A 5,516-nucleotide genomic window follows, 5' to 3' on the forward strand; every position below is an offset into this window, starting at 1 on the left:
GCTTGCAGCTCAGCGACTAACTCGACCAGCCGTCGCAGATGCTTGGTGGACCGGTCGCGGCGGACCGTTTCCACCGGCGTGGCCAGGATGCCGTCCGGGTCACTGCAGGCCACGCCGATGCGCACGCTGCCTACATCGATGCCGAGCCGCCGTCCGGGTCCGGGATCGTCCCCGCCGGGCCGATCCGGCAGGCGGTGTGCAGAGTCCACTCAGCTGACCCGCGCTATCTCTGCTCGCACCGCGTCGAGCGCAGCGTCGATACCCGATGCGTCCTTCCCCGAGCCCTGTGCCAGGTCGGACTTGCCACCGCCCCGGCCGTCGACGGCTCCGGCGAGCTGCTTGATCAAGTCGTTCGCGCGGATGCCCAGGTCCTGGGCGGCCGGGTTGGCGGCGACCGCGTATGGCACACTGCCGCCTTCGCCTTCGGCGATCAACGCGACCACCGCCGGGTCGCTGCCCAGCTTGCCGCGGATGTCGCCGACCAGAGAGCGCAGATCTGCCGCAGTCATGCCGCCCGACATCCGCTGCGCCACCAGGCGGACGTTGCCGATGCGCTGTGCCCCGGCGGCGGCATTGACCGCAGCGGAGCGCGCCGTCGCCAGCCGGGTGCGTTCGAGTTCCTTTTCCGCGGCTTTGAGTCGTTCGACGAGGTTCGCCACCCGGGCGGGCACCTCTTCGGAGGGCACCTTCAGCGACGAAGCCAGCCCGGCCATCAACGCCCGCTCCTTGGCCAGGTGCCGAAACGATTCCAGCCCGACGTAGGCCTCCACCCGGCGCACACCGGAGCCCACCGACGATTCGCCCAGGATCGTCACCGGGCCGATCTGGGCCGAGTTGTGTACATGCGTGCCACCGCACAGCTCCAGCGAGAACGGGCCACCGATCTCCACGACCCGCACCTGGTCGGGATAGCTCTCCCCGAACAGCGCCAACGCTCCCATCGCCTTGGCCTTGTCGAGCTGCTCGTTAAAGGTGTGCACCTCGAAGTCGGCTTGCACCGCCTGGTTGGTCACTTCTTCGATCTGGGTGCGCTGCTCTTCGCTCAGCGGGCCCTGCCAGTTGAAGTCGAAACGCAAATAGCCCGGGCGGTTCAACGAACCGGCCTGAACGGCGTTGGGCCCCAACACTTGTCGTAACGCCGCGTGCACCATGTGGGTGCCGGAGTGGCCTTGGGTGGCCCCTTTGCGCCAGCCGGGCTCCACCGCCGCGGTGACGACATCGCCCTCGACAAATTCGCCGGACTCCACGTTGACCCGGTGCACCCACAGGGTTTTGGCGATCTTCTGCACGTCGGTTACCGCGGCCCGGGCGCTTTCACTGGCGCCGGTGCCGCTGATGGTGCCGGTATCGGCGACCTGCCCGCCTGACTCGGCGTAGAGGGGCGTGCGGTCCAGCACGAGTTCGACTCGATCGGCACCTTCGGTCCCGTGTGCCGCGACCGGCACCCGCTTGCCGTCGACGAAGATGCCCAGGATGCGGGCCTGCGACGTCAATTCGTCGAAGCCGGTGAACTCGGTGGGCCCGGCGTCAACCAGTTCGCGGTAGGCCGACAGGTCGGCGTGCGCGTGTTTGCGCGCGGCGGCATCGGCTTTGGCGCGACGACGCTGCTCGGCCATCAATTCGCGGAACCCAGCCTCGTCGACCTGCAGACCGGCTTCGGCGGCCATCTCGAGGGTCAGCTCGATCGGGAATCCGTAGGTGTCGTGCAGGGTGAAAGCATCCGGCCCGGACAGCACGCCGGCGCCGGACGCCTTGGTGGCGCCGGCCACCTCGTCGAACAGCCGTGACCCGGACTGCAGGGTTCGGTTGAACGCGGTCTCCTCGGCTACCGCGATGCGCCTGATCCGATCGAAATCGACCACCAGTTCGGGATACGACGGGCCCATCGCGTCACGCACGGTGGCCATCAGGTCGCCGACGATCGGGCCTTCGATGCCCAGCAGCTTGGCCGAGCGAATCACCCGGCGCAGCAGTCGGCGCAGCACATAGCCGCGGCCGTCATTGCCGGGGCTGACGCCGTCGCCGATCAGGATCGCCGCGGTCCGGCTGTGGTCGGCGATGATGCGGTAGCGCACATCGTCGTCGTGATTGCCGACGTCGTAGCCGCGGGGCGCGCCGGCGGCCACCATGTCGATGACCGGGCGCAGCAGATCGGTCTCGTAGACGTTGTGCACACCCTGCAGCAGCACCGCTACCCGCTCGACGCCCATCCCGGTGTCAATGTTCTTGCGCGGCAACGGCCCCAGGATCTGGTAGTCATCTTTGGTGGTGCCTTCGCCGCGCTCGTTTTGCATGAACACGAGATTCCAGATCTCGATATAGCGCTCTTCGCTGGCCAGCGGGCCGCCCTCGGGACCGTACTCCGCGCCGCGGTCGTAGTAGATCTCCGACGACGGGCCGCACGGGCCGGGAATGCCCATCGACCAGTAGTTGTCGGCCATGCCGCGGCGCTGGATCCGCTCAGCCGGCAGGCCCGCAATTTCCTCCCACAGCTTCGCCGCTTCGTCGTCATCCAAATAGACGGTGGCCCAAAGCTTTTCGCGATCAAATCCGTAGCCACCGTCCGCAACGGAGTTGGTCAGTAAGCTCCACGCCAATTCGATGGCTCGGCGCTTGAAATAGTCGCCGAACGAGAAATTGCCGGCCATTTGAAAAAACGTGTTGTGCCGGGTGGTGATCCCGACTTCGTCGATATCGGGCGTGCGGATGCATTTCTGGATGCTGGTGGCCGTGGCGTACGGCGGGGTGCGCTGCCCCAGAAAGAACGGCACGAACTGGACCATGCCGGCGTTGACGAACAGCAGGTTGGGGTCGTCGAGGATTACCGAGGCACTTGGCACCTCGGTGTGACCCGCGTTCACGAAATGATCGAGGAACCTCTTCCTGATCTCGTGTGTCTGCACTTCTCCGCTTTCCTTTTGCTGCTGGTCGGCCCCACCAATTTCCAGCCTATTCAGGGCCTTATCGACCGCACTACAGTACCGGTGCGGCCACCCAGACCGCCGCCTGCTGCCATCTCAACCGTTGAGAAAAGTCAATCGCACCGAGCGCCGCGGATTGTCCCGGTTCAAGTCGACCAGAACCACGCTTTGCCAGGTCCCCAGCATCAGTTCGCCGCTCTGCACCGGCACGGTGATCGACGGCGCAATGAGGGCCGGCAGCACATGATCGGCACCGTGACCCTGCGACCCATGCGCATGCCGGTAGCGGTCGTCGCGCGGCAGCAGCCGTTCCAGGGTCTCAACGAGGTCGTCATCGGAACCGGCACCGGTCTCGATGATCGCCACCCCCGCCGTCGCGTGCGGGACGAAGACGTTGCAGAGCCCGTCGCCCCGCGGGAAGCAAAACGCACGAACTGACTCGGTCAAATCGACGATACGGCGACGCGCGGTGTCCACATCCAGCACATCGGTATTCACTGGTCCAGCCTACGGGCCAGGCCGGGTGACCTGCCAATCTCAAGCCGACGATGCTGGGCACGCAGACTCGTATTTGCCCATTGCCACGGCTAATCCGGCGGAGGAAGGTGTTGAGTGGACCGGTGGCGCCACCGGGGCGCTGCCCCGAGAGGAAAGGGGTGGAACATGTACGCGCGTTCTACCACTATCCAGGCGCAACCATCGTCCATCGACGGCGGAGTTGCGCACATTCGCGATGCCGTCATGCCGAGACTTCAGGAGGTTGACGGCTGTGTCGGCCTGTCGTTGTTAGCCGACCCGCAGACCGGCCGGTGCATTGTGACCACCGCGTGGGAAACCGAAGAGGCGATGCGCGCTAGCGCCGAACAGATACACCCGGTTCGCGAACAAGCCGCGCAGGCCTTCGGCGGCATCGGCACTCCGACAATTGAAGAGTGGGAGATCGCAGTGCTGCACCGTGATCATCGCTCGGGCGAGGGCGCCTGTGCACGGGCCACGTGGGTCCAGCTGCCGGCAGATCAACTTGACCAGGGCATCGAGTTTTACAAGATGTCCGTGCTGCCGGAGCTCGAGGCGCTTGACGGCTTCTGCAGCGCCAGCCTGCTGGTAAACCGTGCATCCGGACGCTCCGTGTCCTGTGCGTCCTTCGACAGCCTCGAGGCGATGGAGCGCAGCAGGGATCAGGGAACAGCCATGAAGGATGAGAAGATCCGCGAGGTGGGCGCCGAGGAGCTCGACGACTGCGAGTTCGAGCTCCGGCTGGCACATCTGCGGGCACCCGAGCTGGTCTGATCGAGGTTTAGGGGGAGCCCGGCCGAACCGAGCGATTGGGTGTCGGCCGGTAATTCCTTATGCCAATTGAAGAACAAGCGCACTGGCATTGCCCCATTGCCATAGCCAACCCGCCAGAGGAAGGTGGTTAGTGGAACCGGTGGCGCCGCCGGGGCGCTGCCCCCAAGCAGGCTCGACCCAGGAGAAAGGGAGTGTTGTGTACGCGCGCTCAACCACTATCGAGGCGCAACCGTCGTCCATCGACGCCGGGATCGCGCACGTTCGCGATGTAGTCATGCCCGCACTCGAAAAAGTCGACGGATGCCTCGGCATGTCGTTGTTGGTCGACCGTGGCTCCGGTCGTTGCATAGCGACCAGCTCGTGGGAGAACGAACAGGCGATGCGTGCGAGCGCCCGCGGGATACGGCCGGTTCGCGACCAGGCGGCCCAGACCTTCGGCGGCAGCCCGACGGTCGACGAATGGGAGATCGCTGTCCTGCACCGCGACCACCCCTCCGGTCCGGGTGCCGGCGTGCGAGCCACCTGGCTCAAGGTGCGGCCCGACCAATTCGAACGGGCCATCGAGTTTTACCGTGAGTCGGTGCTGCCCGCGATCGAGGACCTCGAAGGCTTCTGCAGCGCGAGCCTGATGATCGACCGCACGTCCTGGCGGGCGGTGTCGTCGTCGACGTTCGACAGCCTTGAGGCCATGCAGCGCAACGAAGAACGCGCCCGCTCACTGCGTACCGCACGGCTTCGCGACCTCGGCGCCGACCAGTTCGACGTCGGCGAGTTCGAACTGGCCATCGCCCACCTGCGGGTGCCCGAGCGGGTCTAACGCTTCGTAGCACGCTGCTACGGCAGCGAGTCGCCGGGAAACCCGACGGACAGGCTGTTGACGTGGCTCGTGTGGCTTCCAGAAAAATTACCCTTGACCTGGCGATATTCAGTGCGGCTGCCGGGAGCCTGAGCGCCCGTTGGAGCTGTCGGCCCCTTCGGGCTGGGCGATGCGGAGCCCGGAGACGATGATGTCGGTGACCTGCTCGATGTGGTCGACGGGGTCCAGGGGACCGTCAACGGGGTCGAATCGATCCGAGAGTGGGCCGAGGGTGAACGGCGCGGCGGCTCCGTGGGCGATGAGGAACAGCAACGTTCGGGCGGGCACGCGCCGGACCAGGCCGGCGTCGGCGAGCCGATTCACGGCCCGCCATGCCGGAGTCAGCGTCGGCAAAGTGAACGACGTCACGATGTAGTCCAGCCGGCTGGTCGAATGCAGGCCTTCCTGGTTCATCAACCTGACGAGTTCCGGGCGACGGACCGAGGCGA

At 66.0% G+C, this 5,516-nt stretch carries 5 protein-coding genes and 1 pseudogene; 2 read left to right on the top strand and 4 right to left on the bottom strand.

Annotation, left to right across the window (positions count from 1 at the left end; genetic code table 11):
• From ruvX to WAN71_RS08615, 3 genes are all read right to left on the bottom strand, one after another.
• The coding region (gene ruvX, locus WAN71_RS08605) for a Holliday junction resolvase RuvX (RefSeq protein ID WP_422224921.1) at window positions 1-209 on the bottom strand (209 nt) is incomplete at its 3' end.
• Complete coding sequence (gene alaS / locus WAN71_RS08610) at window positions 210-2,903, bottom strand: alanine--tRNA ligase (protein WP_422224922.1); 2,694 nt, start codon at window positions 2,901-2,903, stop codon at window positions 210-212.
• 114 nt (window positions 2,904-3,017) lie between these two features.
• Window positions 3,018-3,407 carry a secondary thiamine-phosphate synthase enzyme YjbQ gene (locus WAN71_RS08615; RefSeq protein ID WP_422224925.1) on the bottom strand — a complete coding sequence of 130 codons (390 nt, stop codon included), beginning with the start codon at window positions 3,405-3,407 and terminating at the stop codon, window positions 3,018-3,020.
• Window positions 3,408-3,584: 177 nt separating this feature from the next.
• On the opposite strand from WAN71_RS08615, the gene WAN71_RS08620 reads away from it, so the two are divergent.
• Window positions 3,585-4,211 (top strand): antibiotic biosynthesis monooxygenase, encoded by a 627-nt coding sequence (locus WAN71_RS08620; RefSeq protein WP_422224923.1) that lies wholly within the window; start codon window positions 3,585-3,587, stop codon window positions 4,209-4,211.
• Between the two features lie 196 nt (window positions 4,212-4,407).
• Complete coding sequence (locus WAN71_RS08625; RefSeq protein WP_422224924.1) at window positions 4,408-5,028, top strand: antibiotic biosynthesis monooxygenase; 621 nt, start codon at window positions 4,408-4,410, stop codon at window positions 5,026-5,028.
• 108 nt (window positions 5,029-5,136) lie between these two features.
• Here the strand turns inward: WAN71_RS08625 and WAN71_RS08630 are convergent.
• Window positions 5,137-5,516: pseudogene (locus WAN71_RS08630) on the bottom strand (hypothetical protein); the annotation flags it as partial.

This window comes from Mycobacterium sp., from assembly GCF_049280035.1.
Classification (GTDB): Bacteria; Actinomycetota; Actinomycetes; order Mycobacteriales; family Mycobacteriaceae; genus Mycobacterium.

What these genes read in the sequence shown, in the direction of transcription:
- WAN71_RS08620 (WP_422224923.1), top strand. Translation starts at nt 3,585, where the DNA reads ATGTACGCGCGTTCTACCACTATCCAGGCGCAACCATCGTCCATCGAC.